The organism is Kitasatospora sp. NPDC004745 (assembly GCF_042873275.1).
GTDB lineage: Bacteria > Actinomycetota > Actinomycetes > Streptomycetales > Streptomycetaceae > Kitasatospora.
Genome location: NZ_JBIALK010000004.1, coordinates 426,836 through 452,387, shown reverse-complemented (window position 1 = coordinate 452,387; position 25,552 = coordinate 426,836). Strand labels below are relative to the sequence as shown.

Below are 25,552 nucleotides of genomic sequence, written 5' to 3'. Positions count from 1 at the left end.
ATCATCGACCGGACCACGCTACGGGAGCGGTGCGACCGGTACGAGGGGTTTTCGCAGGCCGGGGTCGACGGGGCGGGCGGAGCCCGCGCGGTGGGCCGCACCGGTGTGACGGACGGGGCCGGTGCGACGAACGGGGGGCGGTGACGAACGGGGGCGACGGGCTCCCGGCGGGGAGGGCGGCACCGTCGACTGCATAGGCCCAGGGGTGTACATCCGTGGGCCGACCCCCGGGCGGACGATCGACCGGCGGTCTGATGCCGCCCGCAGGAGGCGCGTGACAGCGTTCCCCTTGCCCACGGACCCTCCGGGGCACCCCGATTGACGACCCGCCACCACAGGAGGCACCGTGACCGCCACAACGTCCACCGGCCCGAGGGACGTGACGCGCCGCCGCGTGCTCGGAGCCGCGCTGGCCGCCGGAGCCGCCGTGCCGCTCGCCGCCGTCGCCGGCCCCGCCCGGGCGGACCAGGGCGCACCGGGAGCCCCGGCCGGCCCGGGTCCGTCCGGGCCCGCCCCGACCCGGCTCACGCTGCCCGCCCCGACCGGACCGCACCCGGTGGGCACCGTCCAGCTGCACCTCGTCGACCGGTCACGCCCGGACGACATCGCGGGCCCCGGGCACTTCCGCGAGCTGATGGTCACCGTCTGGTACCCCGCCCGGGACGTCGAACGGTTCCCGGTGGCGCCCTGGATGCAGCCCGCCCCGTTGAAGGCGTACCTCGACGCCGTGGGGTTCGGCGCGCTGGCCGACCTGGCGCCGGTCACCTCCGGCCACGTCGGCGCCCCGGTGCTGCGGTCGGGCCGGCGGCTGCCCGTCCTCCTGTACTCGCACGGCGCGCACAGCCACCAGGGCGACCACACGACCATCGTCCAGCAGCTCGCCAGCCACGGCTACGCCGTCGTGACGGTGGCCCACACCTACGACACCTTCGCGGAGTTCCCCGACGGGCGGCTCGTCGCCCCGCTCGACCACCCGACCGACGCCAGCCTCCCCAGGGGCTTCGCCGCCGACCTGCGCTCCGTCCTCGACGCCGTCGAGCAGCTCGCCGCCGGGTGCAACCCGGACGCCGAGCGGCGCGCGCTCCCGGCCGGACTGCTCGGCGGCCTCGACCTCCACCGCATCGGCGCGTTCGGCTGGTCGAAGGGCGGGTCCGCCACCGCCTGCGCGATGCTCGACGACCGGCGGATCAGGGCCGGGCTCAGCCTCGACGCCCCGATGCTGATGAACCCGCCGCTCACCGGCGACCTGGACCGTCCGTTCATGCTGATGACCGCCGAGAAGACCCCGACGCAGGAACCGGCCGTCGCCCGGTTCTGGACGCTCCTGCGGGGCTGGCGGCTGGCCGTCCAGGCCCAGGGCGCCGCCCACGTGTCGTACGGCGACGACGAGGCGCTGTTCCCGCAGGTGGCGAAGCTGGTCGGGTGGAGCGGGCAACAGCTCCAGGACGTGATCGGCACCCTCGACCCCGACCAGGGCGTGCGGATCCAGCAGGCGTACCCGCTCGCGTTCTTCGACCAGCACCTGCGCGAGCGCCGGGACCACCTGCTCGACGGGCCCTCCCCGGCCTTCCCGGCGGTGACCTTCCTCGGGTGAACCCGGGGCCGTGGGGCCTGGCCGCGGGGGGCGTGACCCTGGGGGGGCGGCCGCGGGGGCGCACCGGCGGGGGCGCGGCCGCAGCCAGGAGTCCGGGCCTGCGCGACCGGGAGGCCGGGGACGCGGTGGAGCGGGGGCCGATCCGCCGGCCCGCCGCTCCACCGCGGGCGGGCTACTGCTCGCGGCCGGTGACGTAGAACGGCTTCATGTCGACGACCGCCGCGGTGGCCGTGTGCCCGAGGCCCTCGCGGGCGGCGTTGGTGAGCAGGCCGGGGTCGGCGGCGGCGTGCTCGGCGAACAGGCCGCCCAGACCGCGGGCCCGCACGTACTCCGCCTTGGCGCGCACCGAGCGCGGGGTGTCGAGGGAGAGGAACACGCCGCTGGCGGGGCTGTACAGGAAGTCGGCGTTGGCGGCGGTGTCGGTGTACAGCTCGAAGCCGTTGCGGCCCCGGCCGTTCTCCAGGTCCAGGTGGTGGCGCAGCACGTCGGCGTAGGTGCTCACCCCCGGACGGAACGAACCGAGCGTCCCGCCCGCGTCCCCCTGGTAGCCGCCGCGCAGCGGCGAGACCGCGTCGACCCGGGCCCGGCGCGCGTTGCGGGTGGTGGTGGCGTAGCCGACGTGGATGCGGCGCGGGTCCACGCCGAGCCCGTCGGTCAGCCGGGTGACGGCGGTGTCGACGTCGCGCAGCGAGGAGTGGTGGCCGAGCCCGGCCGACCAGGGGCTGCCGAAGAGGTCGAAGGACATCAGGTCGAGCCGGTCGGCGCCCGAGTGCAGCAGCAGCGGGACGTTCATCGCGGCCAGCTGGGCCGGGACGGCCGGGACGGCGACGGCGATGGTGGCGCGGACTCCGGCGGCGGTCAGCGCGGCCCTGGTCTCGCGGACCAGCGCCGCGTACTGCTCCGCACCGTCCGGCCAGCGCCAGTCCAGGTGGAGCGTGGAGAACATCGGGAAACGGCCGAGGAGTCGTGCGACCGAGTCCGCGAACCGGCGGCGCGCGGCGGCGTCCCGGGCGACGGCACCGAAGGCCTCGCCCAGCTCCCAGCCGCCCACGTGCAGCCCGACGGCCAGGCCGGGGCTGCGCTCCTGGAGGCGGCGCGCGGCACCGAGCAGGCCCTGCGCCCGCTGCTGGTCGAACAGGGCGCGGTAGTCGTTGGAGACCCAGCCGTCGAAGCCGTAGCCGAAGTAGGCGGCGACGGCGCTCCACGCGTCCGTGAAGACGACCGCGCCGTGGTCGGTGGCCGGGACGCCGAAGTCCTGCGCGGCCTGGGCGGTGGCGGCGGCCAGCGCGCCGCGGTCGCCGACGATGCCGACCAGGCCGAGGACGAGCTCGTCGAAGGCGCCGTCCGCGGCGACGATCCCGGTGAGGTCCGCACCCGGCCCGCCCTCGGCCCCGCCGTCCTGGGTCAGCCGGCTGTCGTAGGCCCAGGAGGTGTCCAGGAAACCGGAGACCGTCTGGTGGCCGCTGCGCCGGTAGGTGTTGAAGACGGGCTTGGCGACCCGGCAGGGCGTGTAGGAGAGGCGGCGGTCCTCCGTCGCCGGGTCGAAGCCGTTCTCGGCGTAGGTCCGTTCGGCGGCGTCGACGGCCAGCCCGTCGAGTCCGGGGTCGGACGGGTGCACCAGTTCGCTCATGGCGGCTCTCCCTCGGCGTTTTCGATCACGGAAAGTGCCCGGACGGGTGCCGGGCGTGGTCGCGCGGGCAGCGTAGCGGCCGGGCCGGTCGGTGCGGGCGGGTTCGGGAGAACGGGTTGACGGGCGGTCGGGTGCGTGCGAGCGTGCCCGGCCTCCGGGCGTGGGGTCCGGCTCCCGTCGGGCGCGGGCTTCCGCGGCTTCCGTGATTGCCTTCCGGCTCCCTTCCGGTTCCCGTGCGGTTCCGTGCGGTTCCGTACGGCGAGTTCGCGCCGTCGCGGCTACCGGACCCCGCGGTCGGGCAGGCTCGGTCGGACACCGAGCGAAGGAGCCCGCCATGGCGGCAGTGCACGAATCCGTTCTCGACGCGATCGGCGGGACGCCCCTGTTCCGCCTCGCCCGCCTGGGCGCCGGGCTCGCCGCGCCGGTCTACGCCAAGGCGGAGTTCCTCAACGTCGGAGGCAGCGTCAAGGACCGCGCCGCGCTCTCGATGGTGCTCGCCGCCGAACGGGACGGGCTGCTCCGACCCGGCGGGACGATCATCGAGGCGACCTCCGGCAACACCGGGATCGGCCTCACCATCGTCGGCCGGCAGCGCGGCTACCGGGTCATCGCCGGAGTGTCCGACCGCTCCAGCGCCGAGAAGTCGGACATCCTGCGGGCGTACGGCGCGGAGGTGGTGACCGCGCCCACCACGGTGCCCGCGGAGGACCCGGCGCACCTGTTCAACGTCGTCGAGCGGCTCGCCCGGGAGATCCCCGGCGCCTGGCTCGCCAACCAGTACGACAACCCGGCCAACCCGGACGCCCACGTGCGCGGCACCGGCCCCGAGATCTGGGAGCAGACCGGGGGCCGGATCACCCACTTCGTCGCGGGCGTCGGCACCGGCGGGACCATCTCCGGCACCGGTGGCCACCTCAAGCGGGTGTCCGGCGGCGAGGTGACGGTGATCGGCGCCGACCCGGAGGCCTCGCTCTACGGCGGCGGGGACGGCAGCCCCTACTTCGTCGAGAGCATCGGCCACTTCCTCCACCCCGACACCGTCGAGGACCGCTGGCCGCAGGCCTACCGGCGGGACGTGGCGGACGCCTTCGAGCGCGTGCCGGACCGCGAGTCCCTGCTGACGGTCCGCCGGCTCGCCCGGGAGGAGGGCATCCTGGCCGGCCCCTCCTCGGGCACCGCCGTCGCCGCGGCCCTGCGGGTGGCGCGCCGGCTCGGGCCGGGCGACCTGGTCGTGGTCCTGCTGCCGGACTCCGGGCGCTCCTACCTGTCCAAGGTGCACAGCGACGACTGGATGCGGCGGTGGGGCTTCCTGGAGGAGCCGGGGGAGGGGGCGCTGCGGTCCTTCCTGGACACCGCCGGCCCGCTCGCGACGGTGACCGCGGACGCGACCGTCGGCGGGGCGCTGGAGGCGCTGCGCACCGCGCCGGGCGGTGTCGCGCCGGCCGTCCTGGCGCGGGCCGCACGCCCGTACGGGGTGAGCGCGACGGAGGTGGTCGGCTCGGTGTCGCACGCGGTGCTGGCCGCCGCGCTCGCGGACGGCACGGCGAAGCCCGGCGACCCGGTGGCCGGGCTGCTGGGCCCGGCGCTGCCGACGGTCGGGGTCGGGCAGTCGGCGGCCGAGGTGCGGGAGGCGCTCGGCGGGACGTACCCGGCCGCGTTGGTGCTGGTGGACGGGCGGGCGGTCGCGGTGCTCCCGGCGGGGGCGGTCCGCTAGGCGCCGCGCCGCGGGCGGGCCGGGGGCAGGGGGCGGTCAGGGGGTGGGTCTGCCGGGAGCTCTTCGGCAACCCCTCCGCCGCCGGCGACGCCTGGCCCGTGCAGCACGCCGTCGCGGCCTCGCTGCTGTGGAGCGCCGTGCTGCTCACGCTCTGCGTGCCGCTCGCCGTAAGGAAGTTCGCCACGCACGGGCGGTGAACGCCACCGGGGCGGTCGGGCCGGCGGGGGCGTGAACGCCGTCGGGGTGGTCAGGGGCCCCGGGGCCGTCCCGGAGGGCGGGAGGTGCTGGACACCGGTGCCGGTGCGGCCGAAGGTGGAGCCCATGGAGTTCACCCACCTCGGCCGCACCGGCCTGACCGTCTCCCGACTCTGCCTGGGCACCATGAACTTCGGCCCCTACACCGAGGAGTCCGACGCCCACCGCATCATGGACACCGCCCACGAACGGGGCATCAACTTCTTCGACACCGCCAACGCCTACGGACGCGACGGCGAGGGCAACCTCAAGGGCCGCACCGAGGAGATCATCGGCCGCTGGTTCGCCCAGGGCGGCGGCCGCCGCGAGCGCACCGTGCTCGCCACCAAGGCCTACGCCCCGATGGGCGACTGGCCCAACGAGGGGCGGCTCTCCGCCCTCGCGATCCGCCGGGCCGTCGAGGCCAGTCTGCGCAGACTCCGGACCGACCACATCGACCTGTACCAGATGCACCACATCGACCGGGACACGCCCTGGGAGGAGATCTGGCAGGCGATGGAGCTCCTGGTCGCCCAGGGCAAGGTCATCTACGTCGGCTCCAGCAACTTCGCCGGCTGGCACATCGCCCAGGCCCAGGAGGCCGCCCGCGCCCGGCACTTCCTCGGCCTGGTCAGCGAGCAGTCCCTCTACAACCTGCTCGACCGCACCGTCGAACTGGAGGTCGTCCCCGCCCTCCAGCACTACGGCCTCGGCCTGCTGCCGTGGTCCCCGCTGCGCAGCGGCGTCCTCGGCGGCATCCTGCGCAAGGAACGCGAGGGCACCCGCGTCCGCGGTGCGCTGGAGCACGCCGGCGCGCTCCTGGAGACCCACCGCGAGCGCCTCCAGGCCTACGAGGACCTCGCCGACGAGCTCGGCACCGACCCCGCCGACCTCGCCCTCGCCTGGCTACTCTCCCGCCCGGCCGTCACCGCCCCCATCATCGGACCCCGCACCCCGGCCCACCTCGACGCGGCCGTCGCCGCCGTCGACCTGAAGCTCGACCAGAAGACCCTCGACCGCCTCGACGAGATCTTCCCCGGCCACCGGCCGGCCCCGGAGGACTACGCCTGGTAGCCCGCGTCCGCCGCCGCCACCGACCGGGTCCTGCTGGCGGTGGCGGTGGCGGTGGCGGCGGTGCGCGGTGCGCCGGTGCCGATGGTGCGTGGTGGTGGTGGCCGGTCGTTGTGGTAGCAAGGCGGGTATGACGGAACGGCCTGACGGGCGCAGCTCGTACCATCACGGGTCCCTGCCGGAGGCGTTGGTCGGGGCGGCGTTCGAGCTGCTCGACGAGTGCGGGCAGGACAAGGTGAGCATGCGGGAGGTGGCGCGCCGGGCGGGGGTGTCGGCGGGGGCGCCGTTCCGCCACTTCGCGGACCGGCAGGCGTTGTTGACGGCGCTGGCGGACCGGGTGCTGGCGGACTTCGCGCGCTGGCAGGAGGCCGAGGCGGCGTCGGTGGAGGCGGCGGGCGGCTCGGTGATGCGGGCGATCGGGCTCGGGTTCGTCCGGTACGCGCTGCGTCATCCGCGCCGCTTCGAGCTGGTGCGGTCGCGGGTGTTCACGGCCTCGCGGGAGCCGGAGCTGCGGGAGCAGCTGGACGGCATCGACCGGGCGCTGACCGGGATGATCGTGGCGGACCAGGAGGCCGGCCGGCTGCGCCCCGGGGACCCGTTGCTGGTGGGCCTGGCCGGGCAGGCGCTGGTGTACGGGCTGGCGCAGATGATCGTGGACGGGTACCTGCCGGCCGAGAAGGCGGAGGAGCTGGTCGTGCAGGTGCTGGACACCTTCGGTCAGGGGATCGCCAACCGCCCTCCGCAGTAACCGACTTGTGCCTGTGGGGAGCCTTGACCGGGCTACCGGGCGCTGATGTAATCACCGCTTACATGGGGTGTGGAACGGGTACGGGGAGGTCGGGATGTCCACGGGAACGACGTTCGTCCGCTCGATGTTCGCCAAGGCGGCACCGGGCTACACCACCGCGGCCGCGACCGGCGACACCGTGGTGCTGCTCATCGGCATGCGGATCAACCGCTTCTGGGCCGTCCACCACTGGGGCCCGGTCATGTTCGCGATGTTCCGGATGCTGCACGAACTCGCCCGCAGCCCGGAACGGGGCCTGCGCGGGCGCATCCTGCTCACCGCCTCGCCGCGCACCTACTACGTCGTGCAGTACTGGGAGTCCAAGGAGAAGCTGTACCGGTACGCCACCGCGCCGGACGGCTTCCACCACACCGTGTGGGGCATCGCCAACCGCAAGCTGCGGGAGGGGAAGGCCCGGCAGCACGTCGGGCTCTGGCACGAGACGTACATCGTGCCGGAGGGCGGATACGAGTCGATCTACTTCGACATGCCGCCGTTCGGCCTCGCCGGCGCCACCGGCTCGTTGCCGGTGGAGGAGCGCGGGCGGCACGCTGCGGCGCGGCTGGCGTTCCGGTCCGGGACGGGGGGCGGGGCCGGTTCGGCCGGGGCGGCGGGAGGGACCGGGGCGGCCGGGGAGGGCGGCGTGGGTGAGACGAGCGGCGCGTCGGCCGCCGGGAAAGCCGCCGGGAAGGCTGCTGGGAAGGCCGCCGCGGAGGGCGGCGCCGCCTGACCGGGGGCCTGCAGGGAGTGTCGCGGGTCGGTCCGTCGGCGCGGTGTGGGAGCGTCGGGGGATGGCGGACGAGGCTGTGGTGCACCAGGTGCCGTACCACTCCCAGTGGGAGTCGGCGGAGCTGGTGCGGGCGATCATCGACGGGCAGGTCGACGCGGCCGAGGACCCGCGCTGGGGGCAGTCCGGCGCGGGCACCCCGGAGGAGTACGCGTGGTGGTCGTGGCGGCTCTGCGGGGTCGCCTGCCTGCGGATGGCGCTCGACCACTGGTGGGGCCTGGCGCCGCCGGCGCTGACCCTGGCCGAGGAGTGCGTGGCGGCGGGTGCCTACGTCCGGGACGGCGAGAGCCTGCGCGGACTGATCCACACCCCGTTCGCCGCCTATGCCCGGGAGCGCTGGGGACTGGCCGCGCGGGCCGCGGAGTTGGCGCCCGAGGAGGTCTCCGCCGCGGTGGCCGACGGGGGGCTGGTGATGGTGTCGGTGCATCCGGCGATCCGCGAGCCGGCCGGTCCGGAGCCGGTCCGGCGGGGCGGGCACCTGGTGCTGGCGGTCGGCACCACGGAGACGGCGGTGGTCCTCCACAACCCGTCCGGGTTTCCGGGGGAGTCGCAGTCCTTCGCACACGTTCCGTGGCGGGCCTTCGCGCGGTTCTACTCCGGGCGGGGCATCGTCCTCGGGCCGCCGGGGACGTGACGGCCGGCTGGGTGCGACGACGGTCGTCGTGCCTCTCGGCGCCCGGTCTCCCGGCACCCGGTCTCCCGGTGCCCGGCCCCGTGGCGCCCGGCCTCTCGGCGCCCGGCCTCGTGGCGCCCGGCCCTGACCGGCCGGGCGCCACGGGGCCGAGGGCTACGGCTTGTCCGGCAGTCCGGCCGGATTGACCGGGAGGCTGCCCCGACAGAGCGCCGAGATCGGCTTCAACGCGGACGCCAGGGCGTCCAGTTCGGCCCGCGGGTAGTTCTCCCACACCCGTGCCGCGGCCAGGTCGGTGGCGGCCTCCAGGGACTGGTGCCGGATCCGGCCGAGCTCGGTGACGGTGCCCTCGGGGGTCAGCCAGCCCCGCTCGACCAGCCGGGCCGCGGCCGCCTCCCACTCCTGGTCCGTCCACCCGCGCAGCGGCTGGATCATCTCCCGCCGCATGTCCATCGCGCAGCGGACCACCAGTGCCTCGCAGCCGTCCAGCCCGGCCGTCACCAGGGCGGCCACGTGGCCGTCCCCGCGGTGCTCGCGCATCACGGTGGCGGCCTGCCAGAGCCGCTCGTACAGCCCGGTGGGCCGGGGGAGCGCGGCGTTGGCGGCGGCGAGCACCCGGCCGACGCAGTCCAGCCGGCCCGCGGCCCGCTCCAGCGCCTCCGCCACCAGCTCGACCTGCTCCTGCGGCACGTGCTCCAGCAGCCGGGCCAGCGCGTCCGCCGAACCCTTCAGCCGGGCGGCCAGCGCCTCCTCCGGGCCGGCGTGCGTCCACACCTCGGGCAGCGCCCGCTCGACCAGCGCCGGGGCGAAGTTGAAGAAGGCGGCCGTCACCGGTGCCGCGTCCACCGCGCCCAGCGGTGCCGAACGGCTGGCGAAGTAGCCGCGCCAGGCGCCGTGCAGCCCGACCGCCTCGAAGGCGTCCCGGCCCTCGGGCACGAAGTAGGTGACGGCGTGCACCGGCTCGAAGAGCCACCACAGGGCTCGGGCGGGGTGGACGACATCGGCCATGGCGGGGACCTTCCTCACGGGGACACGGGAACGCGCGGTGGTGCGGCGAAGCGGGAGGGCCCGCGTCCGGCGGGCGCCGGCGGCCCGGGCGTGCGGGTCGTCCCCCTGCTGATGGCCCCGGCCGCCGCCGGGGTAACCCCGCGCGCGGTGTGATGACGGTCACGCGGGGGAGGGGGCGGGCGCCCGGTGCACCGGTGGCGCGAGATGATGGGGGTGAGGTGTCCGTTCCCGGGGCGCCTCGGCCACGCGTGGACGCCCGGGCGGATACCCGTGCGGACGCCCGTCGGCGCTCTCGTGTGAACCCTCGTGTGAAGGTAGTCGGTAATGGCGCAGATCAACCCCAGCATCCTGTCCGCGGACTTCGCCCGGCTCGCCGAGGAGGCCGAGGCCGTCAGGGGCTCCGACTGGCTGCACGTGGACGTGATGGACAACCACTTCGTGCCCAACCTGACCCTGGGCGTGCCGATCGTCGAGTCCCTCGCCCGCGCCACCGACATCCCGCTCGACTGCCACCTGATGATCGAGGACCCGGACCGCTGGGCCCCCCAGTACGTCGAGGCCGGCGCCGGCTCCGTCACCTTCCACGTGGAGGCCGCCGCCGCGCCCGTCCGGCTCGCCCGGGAGATCCGCGCCAAGGGCGCCCGCGCCTCGATGGCGCTCAAGCCGGCCACGCCGATCGAGCCGTACGAGGACCTGCTGCCCGAGCTCGACATGCTGCTGATCATGACCGTCGAGCCGGGCTTCGGCGGCCAGGCCTTCCTGGACATCATGCTGCCGAAGATCCGCCGCACCCGGCAGCTGATCGACAAGCACGGCCTGGAACTGTGGCTGCAGGTCGACGGCGGCGTCTCGGCGAGCACCATCGAGCGCTGCGCCGAGGCCGGCGCCGACGTGTTCGTGGCCGGCTCGGCCGTCTACGGCGCCGAGGACCCGGCCGCCGCCGTCGGCAAGCTGCGGGACCTCGCGGCCGCGGCCACCGCCGACGCCTGGTGGGCCTGCTCGCACTGAGCCCGTGGGCGGGACCCTCGGCAGCGGCGTGTCCGAGCGGGTCCCAGCGTGTCCGGGCGTGTCCGGGCGGGTCCCAGCGCGTCCGGGCGGGTCCGAGCGGGTCGAACCGCGCGGACCCGCCCGGCGTGTGGTGGAGGAACCGCCGGCCGTCCTGGAGGATCGGTGCCGAACGCCCCTCGCCCGGCCCCTCTCCGCACGGTGGTGCAGTGCACATGAGCAACCTCGACCGCAAGCCCGCCCCGACCGCCTGCGGTCGCGAGGCCGACACCGGCCCGGTGCGGGACCTGCTCACCGGCCGTCAGGTCCCGCTCGGCGAGAGCACGGTGGTCCGCCGCCTGCTCCCCAACCTGGGCCGCCGGATGGTCGGCGCCTGGTGCTTCGTCGACCACTACGGCCCCGACGACATCGCCGACGAGCCCGGCATGCAGGTCCCGCCGCACCCCCACACGGGCCTCCAGACCGTCAGCTGGCTCCACCAGGGCGAGGTGCTGCACCGCGACAGCCTCGGCAGCCTGCAGACCGTCCGCCCCCGCGAACTGGGCCTGATGACCTCCGGCCGGGCGATCTCGCACTCCGAGGAGTCCCCGCGCCCGCACGCCCGGTTCCTGCACGGCGCCCAGCTCTGGGTCGCCATCCCGGACGCCCACCGGCACACCGCCCCCGCCTTCGAACACCACGCGGACCTGCCCGTGGTCACGGCCCGCGGCCTGCACGGCACCGTCATCCTCGGCACCCTCGACACCGCGACGTCCCCCGGTACCGCCTACACGCCGCTGGTCGGCGCCGACCTCACCCTCACCGAGGGGGCCGACCTCCGGCTCCCCCTCGTCCCCGACTTCGAGTACGCCGTCCTCGCCATGTCCGGCGGCGTCGACGTCGACGGCGTCCCCGTCGAGCCCGGCTCCCTGCTCTACCTCGGCTGCGGCCGCCGCGAACTCCCCCTCCTCGCCCGCACGGACGCCGCCGTCCTCCTCCTCGGCGGCGAGCCCTTCGAGGAGCGGATCGTCATGTGGTGGAACTTCATCGGCCGCTCCACCGAGGAGATCGCCCGGGCCCGCACCGACTGGGAGACGGGCTCGCGCTTCGGCACCGTCCACGGCTACGCCGGCGCCCGCCTCCCGGCCCCGGAGCTGCCCGCCACCCCGCTGAAACCCCGCGGCCGCGAGCGCTGACGCGCGGCACGCGGACGGGTCCGCGCACCGGGGGTGGGCGGACCCGTTCGGGGGGGTGTTCGGGGCGGCTCAGGGGGCCGCCCGGGGGGTGGTCAGTTGGTGCGCGGCTGGCTGAAGCGGACCATGTTGCCCGCGGGGTCGCGGAAGGCGCAGTCGCGGACGCCGTACGGCTGGTTGATCGGCTCCTGGATGACCTCGGCGCCGGCGGCGCGGATCCGCTCGAAGGTGGCGTCGCAGTCCTCGGTGCGGAAGATCACCGCGCGCAGCAGGCCCTTGGCCATCAGGTCGGCCACGGCCTTGCGGTCGGCGTCGTCGGCGTTGGGGTCGGCGAGCGGGGGCTCCAGGACGATGTCCACCTCCGGCTGCGCGGACGAGCCGATGGTCACCCAGCGGAGGTCCCCGAAGGCGACGTCGTTGCGCACCTCGAGGCCCAGCGCGTCACGGTAGAAGCCGAGCGCCTTGTCGTGGTCGTCGACGGTGATGAAGGTCTGTCCAACTTTGATGTCCATGTCCTTCACGCTACTTAGCTCCCGGACCTCCTGCTTCTCCGTTCCTGACCGGCCGGGTGTAGACCTTCGCGACGCAGGCCGGGACGGCGGCGTCCTCGTAGTGGTCCCGGGCCCGGTAGGCGCTCGGGCTCTCGCCGACCAACTGGGTGAACCGGGTGCTGAACGAGCCCAGCGAGGTACAGCCCACCGCCATGCAGACGTCGGTCACCGAGAGGTCGCCGCGCCGCAGCAGCGCCATGGCGCGCTCGATCCGGCGGGTCATGAGGTAGCCGTACGGCGTCTCGCCGAAGGCGGTGCGGAAGCTGCGGGAGAAGTGGCCGGGGGACATCAGGGCGGTCTGGGCGAGCGCGGGGACGTCCAGCGGCTGCGCGTACTCGCGGTCCATGCGATCACGGGCCTGGCGCAGCCGGACGAGGTCGGGGAGTGGCACACGGGACGCACGGGACATGCCGGCCAGCCTAGCGGGCCGACCGAGCCGGGTCGCGCCGTTGCCGGGGCGGGGTGCGGACAGTGCCGGACGGGAACCGGGAATCCGGCCAATTGTGCTGTGGACGTGGTGGGTTGAACGTGTGTGCGGGTGTGTCCGGAGGGGTGTCCGGCGGGCCGCCGGGGCGGGTCGGCCCGCCCCGGCGGCGCGTGGTCACCAGGCCGCCGGGAGGCGGGCCGGGCTGCGGGTGGTGGTGCCGAGCTGCCAGGCGATCCGGTGGACGGGCGTGGTGAGGTGCAGGCCGGGGAGGGCGGTGGCGAGGCGGCGGAGGGACTCCCGCATCTCGAGCCGCATCCGCCAGGCGCCGAGGCAGTAGTGGGGGCCGGCGCTGAAGGCGAGGGTGGGGGCGGGGAGGGCGGTGTCGAGGTCGGCGTCGAGGCCGTCGGGGAAGACGGCGCGGTCGCGGTTGGCGCTGCCCAGGTTGACGGCGAGGACGGCGCCGGCGGGGATGTCGACGCCGCCGAGGCCGACCGGCTCGGTGGCGCGGCGGGTGGTGGCCTCGTCGTCGCCGAGGGGGATGAAGTGGAGCAGGCGTTCGGTGGTGCGCTCGGTGGTGTCCGGGTCGGCGAGGCTGGGCCAGTGCTCGGGGCGTTCGCCGAGCAGGTAGACCAGGGCGTTGCCGAGGGCGCCGGTGACGCTCTCGTTGCCGCTGGCGGTGAGCCCGCAGACGAGGTGGACGAGCGACTCCTCGGGGACTCCGCCGTCCTGGTCGGCGGCGTGCACCAGGCGGCTGACGAGGTCGTCGCCGGGTGTGCGCCGCCGGCGGGCGATCAGTTCGGCGGTGAAGGCGGCGTACTCGGCGAGGGCGCTCTCCGGGTTCTGGGCGGGGTCCTGGGCGGACCGGTCCTGGGTGGCGGGGGTGCCCGCCCCTCCGTCGGCGAGGACGGCGCGGGTCCAGTGGCGCAGGCGTTCCGCGTCGAGGTGGTCCGGTCCGTCGCCGTCGAGGCCCATCAGGCGGGTGGTGACGGCGAAGGGCACCGGGCGGGTGAAGGCGGTGACGAGGTCGGCCGGGGGGCCGGCGGCCGCGAGCGCGTCGACGGCCTGCTGGACGGCCTCGGCGACCCAGGGCTGCCAGTCGGCGATGGCGCGGGCGGTGAAGGCGCGCTGGACGGTGCTGCGCAGCCGGCGGTGGGCGGGGCCGTCCTGGTTGAACAGGGAGGCGGGGTTGCTGGCCACGTCGGCGCCGCCGCCGGGGGTGCCGACGGTGTGCAGGTCGCCGCGGGTGAAGCGCGGGTCGGTGAGGGCCTGCCGGACGTCGTGGTAGCGGGTGACCAGCCAGGCCGGGGTGCCGTCGGGCAGGGTGGTGGGGTGGGGCGCCCGGGCGGGGGTGACGGGGAGCCGGTGGAGCGGGGGGAGGTCGGTCCCGGTGTCGGGTGCGGCGGAGGACATGGGTCCCTTCGGGGGTCGGGGTCCAGCGCTGAGGTGAGGATCCAACTGTGTTATTTTCATGGGAAATTGGTGCCTTTGGGCGTGTTTCCCGTTGGATCCCGATGGTAGCGATTCCGCCCCTGCCGAACGGGGTTCCCGCCGGTGGTCGGGGGTTCTTCTCAGTGGCTCGGGTCGGCGGTCGGGTCGGCACTCGGTCCGGCGGCCGCGTCGGCGCTCGGGTCGGCGGGCAGCAGCGGGCGCAGGGCGCCGAGCACCGCGCCGATGCAGGCGTCGCGCAGCTCCTCGCGGGTGCAGCTCTCCTCGGTGAGCCAGTCGACGACCAGGACCCGGACGAACACCAGCCAGCTGCCGAGGACCTGTGAGACCGCCCGCCGGGCCGTCTCGTCCGTGAGGGGGAGGACGCCGAGCAGGCGGCCGCGCAGGGTGTCGAGTTCGCCGGTGATGATCGTCTGGATCACCGGGTCGCCGGCCAGGACGCGGTTGGCGGCGAGCACGGCGTGCCGGTTGGCGACGAAGTAGTCCAGATGGGCGTCCATGCCCTCGACGAGCTGTTCGAGCAGGGTGTCGGCGGGGTCGAAGCGGGACTTGGCGAGCAGCTCGTCGGCGGCCTGCCGGTAGACGGCGGCGAACAGGTCGTGCTTGCCCGGGAAGTGACGGTAGAGCAGGGCGCGCGAGACGCAGGCCTGTTCGGCGACCTCCTCCATCAGCACCTCCTCGTACGGGCGGGCGGCGAAGAGCCGGGCGCCGACGGAGAGCAGCTGGGCGCGTCGGTCGGCGGGGGACAGGCGGCGGCGCCGTTGGTGGACTGGCATGCGGCGAAGGCTACTTGACACGTGTCCACTAGCGCGCGCTAGCTTAGTGGACACGTGTCAACTAACCGTCCGACGGGTGGTGGGTTCATGGCCAGGGTTCTGCGGGTGCTCGGGTGGACGATGGGGGTCGCCTGCGTGGCGATCGGCTTCTACCACCTGCTGGCGGGGAACGCGGCGATCCCGGGCGAGGAGGACGCCGGTGCGACGGTCGACAGCTTCGGCCGGTTCATGGGCGCGATCTTCGCCGGTTACGGCGCGGCCTGGCTGTGGGCCGTCCGGCAGTCGCCGGTGCCGGCCCACGCGGTGCGGTGGCTGACGGCGGTGTTCCTGCTGGGCGGGCTCGGCCGGGTGTTGTCGACCGCGGTGGCCGGGTGGCCGGACGGGTTCCAGGTGGTGCTGATGGTGGTCGAACTGGGCCTGTCCCCGGTGTACTTCCTGCTCGCGGACGCGGACGAGCGGGCTGCCGCCGCCCGCGCCCGATCGGCGGGCTGACCGGCGGGCCGAGGGACCCGGCCCGCCGGTCGGCCGGAGCACCGGCCCGCCGGTCAGGCGCTCAGCTGCTCAGGCCGAAGCCCTGCAGGTGGGCGGTGAGCGCGGCCCGGTCCGGCCGCCCCGCCGTCAGCGAGACGTAGCCGTCCGGCCGGACCAGGGCGACGGCCGTGCCGCTCAGTCCGTAGGCGCGGCCGACGTGGCCGCCCGGGTCGGTGACGACGGCCCGGCGCAGGCGACCGGCCCGTTCGAGCCCGTCGAGCCACTCCCGTCCGTCGAGCCCTTCGAGCCCGTCGAGCCCGTCGGGCCGCCCGGGCGGTGCGGTCGGGCCGGTCGGCGCGGGCCGTCCGGCGAGGGTCAGCAGGGTGAAGTGGGTGCCGCGGAAGAGGTCGAACAGCCGGGTGGGCGTGCCGTCGGCGGTGGCGCAGGGGGCGTCCGGGGCGCGGTCCCCGGCACGGATGCCGGTGCCGTCGTCCAGGTCGAGGCCGAGCGGGCCGCCCCGGTAGCCGACCGAGAGCCCGGTGAGGTCGGCGCCCGCGGTGCCTGCCAGGCTGGCGAACTGCGCGGACAGGGCGCGGGCGCCGTCGGCGGAGAACAGCGCCTTGTGCTGGGCGGAGGTGGCGGCGAGGACGGTGGCGGCGACGGGCAGCCGTTCCGCCTGGTAGCTGTCGAGCAGGGCGTCGGGTGCGCCGCGCAGTACCGCGGCGAGCTTCCAGCTCAGGTTGTGCGCGTCCTGGATACCGGTGTTCATGCCCTGGCCGCCGGCCGCGGAGTGGCAGTGCGCGGCGTCCCCGGCGAGCAGGACCCGGCCCTGGCGGTAGCGCTCGACCATGCGGACGGTCGGCCGCCACACCGTGGACCAGGACGGTTCGTGCAGTCGGACCCCGGGCAGGCCGGCGCGTTCGGCGAACAGTCGGCGGAAGGTGTCCAGGGTGGGGGCGGGCGGCTCGCCGGCCGCGCTCGGCGGGATGGAGGCGTGGATGGCCCAGTTGTCGTCCTCGCGCATCGGCACCAGCACCATGGCGCCCGCGCCGAGGTCGGGGTGGTTCCAGACGTGCATGAGGTCGGGGTCGAGCCCGTCCACGGCGAGCGAGGCCATCAGGAAGCGTTCCTGGTCCCAGGTCTCGCCGAGGAACGGGATGCCGGCCAGCTTGCGGACGGTGCTGCGGCCGCCGTCGCAGCCGACCAGGTAGCGGGCGCGGAGGTGTTCCGTCGCGGCGCCGCGCCGGACGGTGGCCAGGACGCCCTCGGGGTCCTGCCGGTGGTCGAGCAGCTCGGTGTCGAGTTCGACGGTGACGCCGTACCCGGCGAGCCGGTCGCGCAGGGCGGCCTCGGTGTGGTGCTGGCCGAGCAGCAGCATGCCGGGGTGGGGCCGGTCCGGGGTCGCGGCGCCGGCGGGCCGAGGGGCGACCTCGTGGACGATCCGGACGCCCTGGTAGCTGCGGACCCCGAGGTCCGACCGGCCGCGGGCGAGGATGCCGTCGACGACGCCGAGGTCGTCGAACACCTCCAGCGTCCGGGAGTTGACGCCCTTGCCGCGGACGCCGCGGTCGCGGAACCGCGGCTCGCGTTCGAGGACGCGGCAGTCGATCCCGGCGCGGGCCAGTCCGAGGGCGAGGGCGAGGCCCACCGGGCCTGCGCCGACCACCAGGACGTCGGTCGTTCGGAGAGTGCGCATGACGGGTTCCCCCCAGGTCATCCGGCCATAAGATACGGAGCGTTTCTTAGTCACGACTGTAGACTCATCCGGATAAGAAACGCAACGTATCTACGAATTGACGAAGGTCGGGTGCGGCACTCGATGGCGGACGGATCGGCGGCAGGCGGATCGGCAGCGGGCAGATCGGCGGCAGGCGGAGCGGCGAGGGGCGGAGCGGCGCCCGGCGAACCGGTGACGTCCGGCGTGCCGGTGGGCGAGGAGGTCCGCGGCAGGCCCTCGCGGCGCCGCGGCGACGAGCTGGAACGGGCGATCCTCGACGCCGTCTGGGCCGAACTCGCCGACCACGGCTACGACCGGCTCACCATGGACGGCGTCGCCGCCCGGGCCCGGACCAGCAAGCCGGTGCTGTACCGCCGCTGGCCGAACCGCGCGGCGCTCGTCGTCGCCGCCCTCGGCCGCAACGCCCCCGACTACCGGGAGCCGCCGGACACCGGCGACCTGAAGACGGACCTGGCGCTCTTCCTGCGCGGCCTGCTGCACCGCTTCGACGACCTGCCGACCGACGCCGTGCACGGGTTCCTGGTCGACCTGATGCGCGACCCCGAGCTCCGCGGGATCTTCCGCGGCGGCCTGACCGCGCAGGGGCCGGTGAGCAGCCTGGAGGTGATGATGCGCCGGGCCGTCGACCGGGGCGAGATCGACCCCGCGCGGCTCACCCCGCGGGTCCTCTCCCTCCCGCTCGACCTGCTGCGCGACGCCTTCCTGATCGGCGGGACGGTGCCGCCCGACCGGGTCGTCGACGAGATCCTCGACGAGGTCGTCCTCCCCCTGTTGCGGGCGCCGTCCGACGCGCGGTGACTGGCCGGGCCGCCGGGGGTGCCCCGTTCCGGGGTGCCCGCGCCCTGCGGGGCCGCTCCCTGTGCACCCCCACCTGACGCACCCCCGCCCGGCATACCCCCACCCGGTAACGCGGAGCGGCCCCCGACGACCAGGTCGTCGGGGGCCGCTCCGCGTCGTGTCGCGGTCCGTCAGCCGTCCAGGCGGCCGACCAGCTCGTAGCCGGCCTCGTCGATGGCGGCGGCGACGGCCTCGTCGGAGAGCGGGGCGGTGCTGTCGACGGTGACCCGGCCGGTGGCGAGGTCCACGGCGACGGCGCCCACGCCGTCGATCCGCTGGAGCTCGGCGGTCACCGCGGTGACGCAGTGCCCGCAGGTCATGCCCTTGACCTGGAAGACGGCCGGGCCGGCCGTCGCGGCGGCGGGGGCGTCGGTGGCGCCGGTGCCGCACGAGCCGCAGCAGGAGGCGGTCTCGGTGGACTCGACGGTGACGGCGATCTCGGTCATGGCTGTGCTCCTGTCATCGTGCCGGGCGCCGGCCGCGCGATCCGGTCGGCTGCTTCACCACTGAAGCTAGCATACCCCCAGGGGGTAATTGAAGAGGGGTGTGGAGCGGTCGGGAGCGGGCGGGTGGACCGCCTCCAGCGATCGTCAAGTCATCCTTGTGGCGGTCCTGTTGCGCCCTCCGGGGCAGGGTGGAACGCCCGCCGGCATCCCGGGCCGGCCGGCCCCTCGGCAGGCCGCCGACCCCACCACACGAGGTGAGCACCCCATGGACCACACCACCCGCCCCGGCCCGCGCGGCCTGCGCGAGATCCTGGCGGCCGGCGAGCGGACCTACTCCTTCGAGTTCTTCCCCGCCAAGGACGAGGCCGGCGAACGCGCCCTGTGGGCCGCGATCCGGCGGGTGGAGGCGGTGGCGCCGACCTTCGTGTCCGTCACCTACGGCGCCGGCGGCTCCTCGCGCGACCGCACCATCGGGACCACCGAACGGATCGCCGCCCAGACCACGCTGCGCCCCGTCGCGCACCTCACCGCCGTCGGCCACTCCACCGCCGAGCTGCAGGCCGTCCTGCGGCGCTACGCGGACGTCGGGATCCGGGACGTGCTGGCCCTGCGCGGCGACCCGCCGGGGGACCCGAACGGTGTCTGGCGGCCGCATCCGCAGGGCCTGCGGCACGCCGCCGAACTGGTCGAACTCGTCCGGGGCTGCGGTGCGTTCACGGTCGGCGTGGCGGCCTTCCCGGAGCGCCACCCGCGTTCGGCGGACTGGTCCGAGGACATCCGGCACTTCGTCGCCAAGTGCCGGGCGGGGGCGGACTACGCCGTCACCCAGATGTTCTTCGAGGTCGAGCACTACCTGCGGCTGCGCGACCGGCTGGCGGCGGCCGGCTGCGACACCCCGGTCATCCCGGAGATCATGCCGGCCACCGACGTCCGCCAGATCGCCCGCTTCGCCGAGCTGAGCGGTGCCTCCTTCCCGCCCGCGCTCGCCGCCGCGCTGGAGGCCGCCCGCGGCGACCGGGCGGCGTCCCACCGCATCGGGGTGGACCACGCGACCCGGATGGCCGAGCGCCTGCTCGGGGAGGGGGTGCCCGGGCTGCACTTCATCACGTTGAACCGCTCGACGGCGGCCCTGGAGATCCACCGGAACCTGGGACTGGACCGCCCGGCGCCACTGGGCTCCGCGGCGCCGTCGTGCTCCCCGGCGCGACAGGACCGGCCGCTGACCGGCGCCCGGGCCTGAAACCCGGCCCGATCCCGGTCCCGGACCCGATCCCGGACCCGATCCCGGGCCGGGCGCCGCCCCGCCGCCGAATCCGCCGAAGCCGCCGTGCCGGACGGTCCGTGGTGGACCGCCCGGCACGGCGCGCAGGTGGGCCTCAGTGCTGGTGGTCCACGGTCTCCCCGGTGGTCGGGGCGGCCGCCGGGCCGGGGGCGGCGGCGCCCTCGGTGGTGACGGTGAAGGCGGCGGTGTGCACGGCGTCCTGGTGCTTGAAGTCCAGGAAGAGCCGGTAGCTCCCGGCGCTCGGCGCGGTGGTGGTGAAGCCGATCTCCGGACCCGGGGCGGTGGTGTCCGGGTGGACGTGGAGGTAGGCGAGGTCCCCGGCCCGGAGGGCGACCAGGTGGCCGGAGGCGCCGAGGTAGGGCTGGAGGTCGGTGACCGGTCGGCCGTCCCGGGTGACGGTCAGGGTGAGCCGCCCGCTGCGCCCGGGGGTGAGCTCGCCGCCGAGGGCGACGGTGTAGCCGTCGACGGTGACGGTCCGTCCGGTCTCGGGCAATGGCGCGGGCCGCAGGTCGCCGGCGGCGTGCAGGTCGGCGCCCAGGGTGAGGCCCTCGGTGGCGCCGGCGGGGGTGAAGTCCGCGAAGACCCGGTAGGTGCCGGCGGCCGGCAGCGCGGCGGTGGCGCTCCAGGTGCCGTCGGCGGCGCGGGTGGGGTGCAGGTGCTGGTACCCGGAGAGGTCGCGCGGGGCGACGATCAGGTGCAGTTCCTTCTCGTGCGAGGGCTGGAAGGCGGTGACGGCCCGGCCGTCGGCGCCGAGGATCCGGAAGCGCAGGTCGGTGGGGGTGCCGGCGGTGACGAAGGGGTCGTCGAGGCTGAGGGTGTAGCCGCGCTCGGAGACCTGCAGCCCGCCGGGCAGGTGGTCGGCCGGGGTCGCGGCCTCGGTGTGTCCGGCGTGTCCGCCGTGCCCGGTGGTGCCGGCGGGCGCGGGGGCGGGACCGCGTCCGGTGGCGTGGCCGACGCCGAGGGCGAGGCCGAAGGCGGCGGTGAGCCCGGCGGTGAAGGCGGTGATCTTCAGGGCGGTGTTCATGGCGGGTCTCCTCGGTGGTGGGCGGCGGGCGCGGGCGGATGCGGCGCGGGTGGAGGGGTCAGGCGCGCAGGAGGCGGGCGATGGCGCGGGAGGCCTCGGCGACCTTGGTGTCGGCGGCCGCGGTGCCGCCGTCGGCGACGGCGTCCTGGACGCAGTGCGCGAGGTGGCCGTCGAGCAGGAGCAGGGCGACGGACTGGAGGGCCTTGGTGGCGGCCGAGACCTGGGTGAGCACGTCGATGCAGTAGGTGTCGTCGGCGACCATCCGCTGGAGGCCGCGGACCTGGCCCTCGATCCGGCGCAGTCGGCGCCGCAGGCGGTCCTGGTCGTGCCGGTAGCCGGTCATGCGGGCCTCCTCGGGAGCTCCGGCGGGGCGCTGCCGGCCCCGGTCCGATGCCCCGAGTGAATACCCCGTGGGGGTATCAAGTCAAGCGGTTCGGTCGGTCCGGAAAATACGGGAGGGGGGTATCGGTGAAGCCTTGCCCTGGATACCCCTCAGGGGTATAAATGAACTCGGCGCCGCCCGATACCCCCCATGGGTACCAGTCCGGTGGGTCCGGATCCGGCGGTGCCACCCGGCACGTCGCACGCGCCCTGTCCGACGACAGTCACGAGGAGCAACGATGACCACCCAGGCACCCGCCTCCACGGAGGTGGAACTCTCGATCGGCGGCATGACCTGCGCCTCGTGCGCGGCCCGCATCGAGAAGAAGCTGAACCGGATGGACGGCGTCTCGGCGAGCGTCAACTACGCCACCGAGAAGGCGAAGGTCTCCTACGAGGGCGACGTCGTGGTCGCCGACCTGATCGCCACCGTCGAGGCCACCGGCTACACCGCGGCGCTTCCCGCGCCGCCGGCCGCCGAGGGTGCGGGCGGGCCCGCGGAGCCGGCCGACGAGCTGGCCCCGCTGCGGCAGCGGCTGTCCACCGCGGTGGCCCTGGCGGTGCCGGTGATCGCGATGGCGATGGTGCCGGCCCTGCAGTTCGACAACTGGCAGTGGCTCTCGCTGACCCTGGCCGCCCCCGTGGTCACCTACGCCGCCTGGCCGTTCCACCGCGCCGCCTGGACCAACCTCAAGCACGGCGCGGCGACGATGGACACCCTGGTCTCGCTCGGCACCGGCGCCGCGTTCCTCTGGTCGCTGTGGGCGCTGTTCCTCGGCGACGCGGGCATGCCGGGCATGCGGCACGGCTTCGAACTGACCATCGCCCGCAGCGACGGCTCGTCGAACATCTACCTGGAGGCCGCCGCCGGCGTCACCGCCTTCATCCTGGCCGGCCGCTACTTCGAGGCCCGCTCCAAGCGCACCGCCGGGGCCGCCCTCAAGGCCCTGCTGGAGCTGGGGGCCAAGGACGTGGCCGTCCTGCGGGCCGGGCAGGAGGTGCGGATCCCGGTCGCGGAGCTCGCGGTGGGCGACCGGTTCGTGGTGCGCCCCGGGGAGAAGGTCGCCACCGACGGCACGGTGGTCGAGGGCGCCTCGGCCGTCGACGCCTCGATGCTGACCGGTGAGTCGGTGCCCGTGGAGGTCTCCGTCGGCGACGCGGTCACCGGTGCGACCGTCAACGCGGGCGGCCGACTGGTCGTCGAGGCCACCAGGGTCGGCGCCGACACCCAGCTCGCCCGGATGGCCCAGCTGGTCGAGGACGCGCAGAACGGCAAGGCCGCCGCCCAGCGCCTCGCCGACCGCATCTCCGCCGTCTTCGTGCCGATCGTGATCACCCTCGCGGTGGCCACCCTCGGCTACTGGCTGGGCACCGGCGAGGGCTGGACCGCGGCCTTCACCGCCGCCGTCGCGGTGCTGATCATCGCCTGCCCGTGCGCCCTCGGCCTGGCCACCCCGACCGCGCTCATGGTCGGCACCGGCCGCGGCGCCCAGCTCGGCATCCTGATCAAGGGCCCCGAGGTGCTGGAGAACACCCGCAAGGTCGACACCGTCGTCCTGGACAAGACCGGCACCGTCACCACCGGACGGATGACCCTGCTCGCCGTGCACACCGCCGAGGGCGTCACCGAGGCCGAGGCCCTGCGCCTGGCCGGCGCCCTGGAACACGCCTCCGAACACCCCATCGCCCGGGCCATCGCCACCGCCGCGGCCAGGGCCGGTGCGCTGCCCGCCGTCGAGGGCTTCGAGAACGTGCCGGGACTGGGCGTCCAGGGCGTGGTGGACGGCCACGCGGTGGTCGCCGGCCGGGAGGCGCTGCTGAACGACTGGTCGCAGTACCTGCCCGGGCACCTGGCCGAGGCCAAGCGCACCGCCGAGGCGGCCGGCCGCACCGCGATCGCGGTCGGCTGGGACGGCGCGGCGCGGGCCGTGCTGGAGGTCGCCGACGCCGTCAAGCCGACCAGTGCCGAGGCGATCGCCCGGCTGCGCGCCCTGGGCCTGACGCCGGTGCTGCTGACCGGGGACAACCGCGCGGCCGCCGAGGCCGTCGCCGCCGAGGTCGGCATCGCCCCGGAGCACGTCATCGCCGAGGTCATGCCACAGGACAAGGTGGACACCGTCCGCCGGCTGCAGGCCGAGGGCCGGGTCGTGGCCATGGTCGGCGACGGCGTCAACGACGCGGCCGCGCTCGCCCAGGCCGACCTCGGCCTGGCCATGGGCACCGGCACCGACGCCGCCATCGAGGCCGGCGACCTCACCCTCGTCCGCGGGGACCTGCGGGCCGCCGCCGACGCGATCCGGCTCTCCCGCCGGACCCTGGCCACCATCAAGAGCAACCTGTTCTGGGCGTTCGGCTACAACGTGGCCGCCCTGCCGCTGGCCGCGGCCGGACTGCTCAACCCGATGATCGCGGGCGGGGCGATGGCCTTCTCCTCGGTCTTCGTGGTCGGCAACAGCCTGCGGCTGCGCCGCTTCCGCTGAGCGGCACCGCCGACGGGTACGACCGGGAGCACCACCGAGGGCCAGCACCGAGCAGCACCGCCGAGGAGCACCGCGCCGCGGCCCCGGAACCCACCAGGTTCCGGGGCCTCGGCGCGTTCCGGCCGAGCGCCCACGGCGAGGCCGGGCCCGGGCCCGGGGGCCCCTCCGGTCCTGTCCGGTCCGGGAGAGGCGCCGGCCCCGGGCCCGGCACCGGCGTCAGCCCTGTTCCGGCAGGGCCACCGGCAGCCAGCGGTACGCCGCGTCCTCCTGCCAGCACTGCAACTCGCCCTCCACCACCGCGGCCAGGCACAGCCGCCAGTCGTCGCCGACCGCGAGCGCGACCCGGGTGGCCGGGCGCAGCGTGGGCCGCCACCAGCGCGGGCGGCGGGAGGCGCCGCCGGCCGGCAGCCGCAGCCGGACCCCGCCCGCGCCGGCCAGCGCGACGGTCGGGCCGCCCCGGTGCCCGGCCACCGCGACGCCCAGGGCGGGTTCGCCGTCGCCGATCTCGGAGCCCGGCCCGGCGCCCGCCCCGAGCGGGTGCAGCCGGACGGAGCCGTCCGGTTGCAGCGTGACGGCCTGCGGCCCGGCGGAGGTGAGGGCCAGGGCCCCGGCGCGCGGTGCGCCGGGCGGTCCGACCGGGGCCGGGTGCTCCGCCGAGCCGGGCCGCCAGCTCAGCACCTGTTCCCGGTGTTCGACCAGGACCAGCCAGGATCCGGGGCGTTCCTCCAGGGCGGCGAGCACCCGGTCGGCCGGGCAGCCGGGCAGCTCCCGGCCGGTGAGGGTGAGCCCGGGCGCCCAGCGGTAGGAGCGCAGTGCGCCGCCGACCGCCGTCCAGACCGTCATCTCCCCGGCCGGGTCGACGCCCCCGGCGAGCCCGCTGACGCCGCGCGCGGCCTCCCACCAGCCGGCCGCGGTGCCGACCCAGAGCGATCCGCCGCGGTCCTCGGCGCAGACCACCAGCTCGCCCTGCCGGCCTGCCCAGCCGGCCGTCAACTCGCGGACGGGGCCGGGCCCCTGGCCGGTCGGCAGCCGGTGGCCGGGGTGTCCGGGGCCGGTCAGGGCGGTGCCGTCCGGGCCGCCGGTGACCAGCAGCGGCCGGCCGGCCCGGTCGGGCAGTACGGCCAGGCCCGCGGTGCGTGCCACCGGCCGGTGGGCGCGCAGCAGTTCGCGTCCGCGGCCGACCCAGGGGCCGAGCGGGGCGGGGCGGCGCTGCGGGTCGCGGGCCAGCGGCTCGCAGGCCCACCGGACCAGCTCCTCGCCGTAGCCGGCGGCGAGCAGTTCGGCGCGGGCCTGTTCGGCGGCGAGCCGGTGGTCGAGGCGGCCGTGGTCGGGCAGCAGCAGGGTGCGCGCGAGGGTGCCGACGGCGAACAGGTCCTTGGCCGTGGTGGGGAAGCCGCCGACCTGCTCGGCCTCCGGCGGGACGTGGCCGGGGGTGAACACGGCGACGGTCAGGGTGTGGTCGAGCGGGGCCAGGAAGGTCAGGTCAATCAGCTTGACCTGGCCGTGGGCGTCCACCAGGACGTTGGCGGGGGAGATGTCGCGGTGCACCCAGCGCTTGCGGTGCAGCTCGTCGACGATCCGGCAGAGCCGGGACAGGACCTCGGCCGCCGCGGCCGGCCCGCCGCGCTGGGTGCGGGCCCAGGTGTGCAGCGGGACCCCTTCGACCCAGGGGGAGATCTGGTAGCCGAGCAGACCGCCGGCGGGCAGGGCGCCGGGCCGGTGCGGGGAGGGGCCGAGCAGGAAGCTGGGCACCACCAGGTCGGTGACGCCCAGGCGGTGGGCGTTGTGCGAGACGTCGTCCCAGCGGCCGAGCCAGCGGCGGACCTCGGAGGGGTCGCGCTCCAGCATGATCTTCGCGGCGACGAGCTCCTTGAGCCCGCTGTGGCCGGTGCGCACCGCCCGCCACACCTCGGCCTCGCCGCCCCGGTGGTGGAACTCCAGGAGCTCGTACTGCTCGGGGTCGAACTCCGGCCCGAACCGGAGCCCGGGTACCCAACGCGACTCGGACACTCGACCCCCGACTCGATGCCTCGGCTTTTCAGCTGATCCCAGGATAGTGC

Annotated in this window: 22 protein-coding genes and 1 pseudogene; 12 read left to right on the top strand and 11 right to left on the bottom strand. The window is 75.5% G+C overall.

What is annotated here, in order from left to right:
• Positions 1–346: 346 nt before the first annotated feature.
• Positions 347–1,594 (top strand): alpha/beta hydrolase family protein, encoded by a 1,248-nt coding sequence (locus tag ACFYUY_RS10965; RefSeq protein ID WP_387899970.1) that lies wholly within the window; start codon positions 347–349, stop codon positions 1,592–1,594.
• A 172-nt stretch (positions 1,595–1,766) separates the two neighbouring features.
• On the opposite strand, the gene ACFYUY_RS10960 is transcribed toward ACFYUY_RS10965, so the two are convergent.
• Positions 1,767–3,224: a glycosyl hydrolase family 18 protein gene (locus tag ACFYUY_RS10960; protein ID WP_360214293.1), complete on the bottom strand. Its 1,458-nt coding sequence runs from the start codon at positions 3,222–3,224 to the stop codon at positions 1,767–1,769.
• 334 nt (positions 3,225–3,558) lie between these two features.
• On the opposite strand from ACFYUY_RS10960, the gene ACFYUY_RS10955 reads away from it, so the two are divergent.
• The 5 genes and pseudogenes from ACFYUY_RS10955 (at position 3,559) to ACFYUY_RS10935 (ending at position 8,451) form a co-directional block, all read left to right on the top strand.
• Positions 3,559–4,938 carry a pyridoxal-phosphate dependent enzyme gene (locus ACFYUY_RS10955; protein ID WP_387899968.1) on the top strand — a complete coding sequence of 460 codons (1,380 nt, stop codon included), beginning with the start codon at positions 3,559–3,561 and terminating at the stop codon, positions 4,936–4,938.
• A gap of 321 nt (positions 4,939–5,259) precedes the next feature.
• Positions 5,260–6,246 carry an aldo/keto reductase gene (locus tag ACFYUY_RS10950; protein WP_360214289.1) on the top strand — a complete coding sequence of 329 codons (987 nt, stop codon included), beginning with the start codon at positions 5,260–5,262 and terminating at the stop codon, positions 6,244–6,246.
• A gap of 127 nt (positions 6,247–6,373) precedes the next feature.
• Entirely contained in the window at positions 6,374–6,991 is a 618-nt protein-coding gene (locus ACFYUY_RS10945) for a TetR/AcrR family transcriptional regulator (RefSeq protein ID WP_360214287.1), read from the top strand.
• A 124-nt stretch (positions 6,992–7,115) separates the two neighbouring features.
• A pseudogene (locus ACFYUY_RS10940) lies at positions 7,116–7,613 on the top strand (DUF4188 domain-containing protein); the annotation flags it as partial.
• A gap of 208 nt (positions 7,614–7,821) precedes the next feature.
• The gene (locus ACFYUY_RS10935) at positions 7,822–8,451 is read left to right on the top strand and encodes a C39 family peptidase (RefSeq protein WP_387899965.1); all 630 of its coding nucleotides are present in this window, start codon (positions 7,822–7,824) and stop codon (positions 8,449–8,451) included.
• Positions 8,452–8,604: 153 nt separating this feature from the next.
• Here ACFYUY_RS10935 and ACFYUY_RS10930 read toward each other — a convergent pair whose 3' ends face one another.
• Positions 8,605–9,456, bottom strand: coding sequence for a hypothetical protein (locus ACFYUY_RS10930; protein ID WP_360214283.1), 852 nt, complete (start codon positions 9,454–9,456; stop codon positions 8,605–8,607).
• A 324-nt stretch (positions 9,457–9,780) separates the two neighbouring features.
• Between ACFYUY_RS10930 and rpe the strand changes: the two genes are divergently transcribed.
• Together rpe and ACFYUY_RS10920 are read left to right on the top strand one after the other, a co-directional pair.
• Positions 9,781–10,464, top strand: a complete 684-nt coding sequence (gene rpe, locus ACFYUY_RS10925) for a ribulose-phosphate 3-epimerase (RefSeq protein WP_360214281.1) — start codon at positions 9,781–9,783, stop codon at positions 10,462–10,464.
• Between the two features lie 212 nt (positions 10,465–10,676).
• On the top strand, positions 10,677–11,636 hold the full coding sequence (locus ACFYUY_RS10920) for a pirin family protein (protein ID WP_387899963.1): 960 nt from the start codon (positions 10,677–10,679) through the stop codon (positions 11,634–11,636).
• Positions 11,637–11,728: 92 nt separating this feature from the next.
• On the opposite strand, the gene ACFYUY_RS10915 is transcribed toward ACFYUY_RS10920, so the two are convergent.
• The 4 genes from ACFYUY_RS10915 to ACFYUY_RS10900 form a co-directional block, all read right to left on the bottom strand.
• Positions 11,729–12,145: a VOC family protein gene (locus ACFYUY_RS10915; protein ID WP_360214277.1), complete on the bottom strand. Its 417-nt coding sequence runs from the start codon at positions 12,143–12,145 to the stop codon at positions 11,729–11,731.
• Between the two features lie 10 nt (positions 12,146–12,155).
• Positions 12,156–12,593 (bottom strand): helix-turn-helix transcriptional regulator, encoded by a 438-nt coding sequence (locus ACFYUY_RS10910; protein ID WP_360214275.1) that lies wholly within the window; start codon positions 12,591–12,593, stop codon positions 12,156–12,158.
• A 192-nt stretch (positions 12,594–12,785) separates the two neighbouring features.
• On the bottom strand, positions 12,786–14,021 hold the full coding sequence (locus ACFYUY_RS10905) for a cytochrome P450 (protein WP_387899961.1): 1,236 nt from the start codon (positions 14,019–14,021) through the stop codon (positions 12,786–12,788).
• Positions 14,022–14,179: 158 nt separating this feature from the next.
• Positions 14,180–14,833, bottom strand: a complete 654-nt coding sequence (locus ACFYUY_RS10900) for a TetR/AcrR family transcriptional regulator (RefSeq protein WP_387899959.1) — start codon at positions 14,831–14,833, stop codon at positions 14,180–14,182.
• Between the two features lie 87 nt (positions 14,834–14,920).
• On the opposite strand from ACFYUY_RS10900, the gene ACFYUY_RS10895 reads away from it, so the two are divergent.
• On the top strand, positions 14,921–15,325 hold the full coding sequence (locus ACFYUY_RS10895) for a DUF4345 domain-containing protein (protein ID WP_387899957.1): 405 nt from the start codon (positions 14,921–14,923) through the stop codon (positions 15,323–15,325).
• A 61-nt stretch (positions 15,326–15,386) separates the two neighbouring features.
• Here the strand turns inward: ACFYUY_RS10895 and ACFYUY_RS10890 are convergent, their stop codons facing one another.
• A complete protein-coding gene (locus ACFYUY_RS10890) occupies positions 15,387–17,000 on the bottom strand; it encodes an FAD-dependent monooxygenase (protein ID WP_387899955.1) in 1,614 nt (537 codons plus the stop codon).
• A 213-nt stretch (positions 17,001–17,213) separates the two neighbouring features.
• Here ACFYUY_RS10890 and ACFYUY_RS10885 point away from each other — a divergent pair, with 213 nt between their 5' ends.
• Complete coding sequence (locus ACFYUY_RS10885) at positions 17,214–17,840, top strand: TetR/AcrR family transcriptional regulator (protein WP_387899954.1); 627 nt, start codon at positions 17,214–17,216, stop codon at positions 17,838–17,840.
• 170 nt (positions 17,841–18,010) lie between these two features.
• Here ACFYUY_RS10885 and ACFYUY_RS10880 read toward each other — a convergent pair whose 3' ends face one another.
• Positions 18,011–18,325 (bottom strand): cation transporter, encoded by a 315-nt coding sequence (locus ACFYUY_RS10880; RefSeq protein WP_360223465.1) that lies wholly within the window; start codon positions 18,323–18,325, stop codon positions 18,011–18,013.
• A gap of 265 nt (positions 18,326–18,590) precedes the next feature.
• Here ACFYUY_RS10880 and metF point away from each other — a divergent pair, with 265 nt between their 5' ends.
• Positions 18,591–19,565, top strand: coding sequence for a methylenetetrahydrofolate reductase [NAD(P)H] (gene metF / locus ACFYUY_RS10875; RefSeq protein WP_387899952.1), 975 nt, complete (start codon positions 18,591–18,593; stop codon positions 19,563–19,565).
• Positions 19,566–19,701: 136 nt separating this feature from the next.
• Here metF and ACFYUY_RS10870 read toward each other — a convergent pair whose 3' ends face one another.
• Together ACFYUY_RS10870 and ACFYUY_RS10865 are read right to left on the bottom strand one after the other, a co-directional pair.
• Positions 19,702–20,631: a hypothetical protein gene (locus ACFYUY_RS10870; RefSeq protein ID WP_363363037.1), complete on the bottom strand. Its 930-nt coding sequence runs from the start codon at positions 20,629–20,631 to the stop codon at positions 19,702–19,704.
• Positions 20,632–20,689: 58 nt separating this feature from the next.
• Positions 20,690–20,974 (bottom strand): metal-sensitive transcriptional regulator, encoded by a 285-nt coding sequence (locus tag ACFYUY_RS10865; protein WP_387899950.1) that lies wholly within the window; start codon positions 20,972–20,974, stop codon positions 20,690–20,692.
• A 277-nt stretch (positions 20,975–21,251) separates the two neighbouring features.
• On the opposite strand from ACFYUY_RS10865, the gene ACFYUY_RS10860 reads away from it, so the two are divergent.
• Complete coding sequence (locus tag ACFYUY_RS10860) at positions 21,252–23,492, top strand: heavy metal translocating P-type ATPase (RefSeq protein ID WP_387899948.1); 2,241 nt, start codon at positions 21,252–21,254, stop codon at positions 23,490–23,492.
• Between the two features lie 216 nt (positions 23,493–23,708).
• Here the strand turns inward: ACFYUY_RS10860 and ACFYUY_RS10855 are convergent, their stop codons facing one another.
• Positions 23,709–25,502 carry a hypothetical protein gene (locus ACFYUY_RS10855; protein WP_387899946.1) on the bottom strand — a complete coding sequence of 598 codons (1,794 nt, stop codon included), beginning with the start codon at positions 25,500–25,502 and terminating at the stop codon, positions 23,709–23,711.
• Positions 25,503–25,552 lie beyond the last annotated feature (50 nt).